The following is a 1905-nucleotide window of genomic DNA, read 5'->3' as shown; positions in this document are numbered from 1 at the left end:
TATACGCTGAAAGGTTTTTAAGAAACGCGTAACATCCTACCCACAATCTAGCGAGATTAAAGGAGGTGGAACAAAATGAGCAAACTCAAAGCAATCAAAATAGCACTCCTAATCGTCATCTTGGCGGAAGAGATTAGGAATGCTAGGAATTATAAAAAAGCAATAGGAAAGCCTTTTTCAATACACTAGAAACAACAGTGGATAAACGCTTTACCATAAGCAGTTATTTCTATTATTCCTTTATCGAAATCAATACAAGCTGGTTTAACTAAGTTATAAATTTCTTCAGTAGATAAATTATTACGGTTAGCTAATTCGTTGATACCAAAAAGATTAATTAGATTAAAAAATTTACTATGCTCATCATATTTATCTTTTTCATATTGCCTTATAAATTTATTGATAAATTTATAACTTGAAAAATCATTATAATGCTTTTCGTTAGTATAAAAGTTATTACCAATGTCGATTTTCAACAAACCGATTCGTTCAAGGTTATTCAATGCAATCTCTGTATCAGCAATAGTTAGAGGTGAATTTTTTATTACAACATCTGATAAAAAATTACTTCCCAAATTAATACCTTTTATAGCTTTATATCTAACAGCAGGAATTGCATCTAGATTACAAAGAGATTTGAATAAAGTGGCATCTTTGGGAGACATTTGTTTAATTAATTCAACAAAAGAATGATGTATTTCATTTGTTTTACTATCATCCATGGCAGCAGCAATTAAATTAGAAAAAAGTTCTCTAATGTTTTCTTCGCTAATGTAGAATTTTGAACTCTCTATTGCTGGACCGATTATTGAAAGTTCAGGTTCTTTTAAATTATCTCTAGGTATATTTTTAACTTTAAGTTCAAGATTTGTTTTAAAGTTTTCTAAATCTTGTTGACGCTTATATTGTATTTTAGCAACCCAGTTATGATAACCACCAAATATTAAATTCCATGTAGTATTTAAGGTTTTGATAGGACCATCTGCAGCACCTTCAATAATTTTATCTAAACCTTTACCAATTATAGGATCCATTATTACTACACCTCCAATCCAACGCAGTAGCGATAAAACAATTATACACGAAAGGAGACGTTATTATGATCATCAATTATTTAAGTATAAAAGATATACAGATACTAGCAGGAGTTGGTAAAAGCAAAGCAACCTCTATTGTAAGGGAGATGAACAATGAACTTAAGGAAGAAGGATTTATTGCAATTAGCGGAAAAGTACCTATTCAATTAGTGAGAGAAAAATTCCCGTACTGTGATTTATCAGATGAAAAGATACGAGAATTGAAAGAAATCACCGTATAAAGTAGGAGGCAATTAAAATGCATAAATCATTCTGGATAGCATATGTATTTTGTTTTGTAAGCACAACTATTCTTACATTTGTAACACAAGATTTCATTCTATCTTCAGCGATTTCTTTACTTCTGTCACTTTCGGTATATCTGTTCTTTTTAGTCTGGTACTACGAAGTAGATATATTCAGTGACGAAGGTGAAGTAATGGATGATGGCGAAGAGTATATTACGTTATTCACTATCAAATATTAAAAAAGACTGAATGCTAGTGATTAATAGCAAACAGTCAGTAGGATATGAGATTACTCATATCCATATATTACCAAAATTATTAGGGGAGTCAATCATATATGGATAATATAGCAATAACTTTTGAGACTTACAATATAAGTAAGAATGGTTGCTATAGAAAAGACTGCTAGCACCGAAATTTGCTAACAGTCAGAGATGAAATGAATCCCCTTACATCATAACAAATTTTTACAGGAGGTACTACATGGACCTTAAAAAATATTCACATAAATTTATCGACATGTTAGATGAGTCCGATGTACAAGGTGCGATCGAATACTCTAATTATGATAAAAAGCAAAC

Annotated in this window: 3 protein-coding genes; 2 read left to right on the top strand and 1 reads right to left on the bottom strand. The window is 30.6% G+C overall.

Annotation, left to right across the window (positions count from 1 at the left end; genetic code table 11):
* Positions 1-185: 185 nt before the first annotated feature.
* Complete coding sequence (locus HMPREF2846_RS05510; protein ID WP_070626049.1) at positions 186-1034, bottom strand: DUF4393 domain-containing protein; 849 nt, start codon at positions 1032-1034, stop codon at positions 186-188.
* Positions 1035-1099: 65 nt separating this feature from the next.
* Between HMPREF2846_RS05510 and HMPREF2846_RS05505 the strand changes: the two genes are divergently transcribed.
* Both HMPREF2846_RS05505 and HMPREF2846_RS05500 read left to right on the top strand, forming a co-directional pair.
* Complete coding sequence (locus HMPREF2846_RS05505; RefSeq protein ID WP_070626047.1) at positions 1100-1318, top strand: hypothetical protein; 219 nt, start codon at positions 1100-1102, stop codon at positions 1316-1318.
* Positions 1319-1335: 17 nt separating this feature from the next.
* Positions 1336-1563 carry a hypothetical protein gene (locus HMPREF2846_RS05500; protein WP_070626045.1) on the top strand — a complete coding sequence of 76 codons (228 nt, stop codon included), beginning with the start codon at positions 1336-1338 and terminating at the stop codon, positions 1561-1563.
* Positions 1564-1905: the final 342 nt, after the last annotated feature.

Origin of the sequence: Staphylococcus sp. HMSC056G08 (assembly GCF_001812305.1) — a bacterium.
Lineage (GTDB): Bacteria > Bacillota > Bacilli > Staphylococcales > Staphylococcaceae > Staphylococcus > Staphylococcus simulans.
The sequence above is the reverse complement of the archived record's forward strand: the minus strand, read 5'-3'. Positions and strand labels throughout refer to the sequence as shown.

Excerpts from the sequence above, each read along its gene's own strand:
- HMPREF2846_RS05510 (WP_070626049.1), bottom strand. The coding sequence starts at position 1,034 with ATGGATCCTATAATTGGTAAAGGTTTAGATAAAATTATTGAAGGTGCT.
- HMPREF2846_RS05505 (WP_070626047.1), top strand. The coding sequence starts at position 1,100 with ATGATCATCAATTATTTAAGTATAAAAGATATACAGATACTAGCAGGA.
- HMPREF2846_RS05500 (WP_070626045.1), top strand. The coding sequence starts at position 1,336 with ATGCATAAATCATTCTGGATAGCATATGTATTTTGTTTTGTAAGCACA.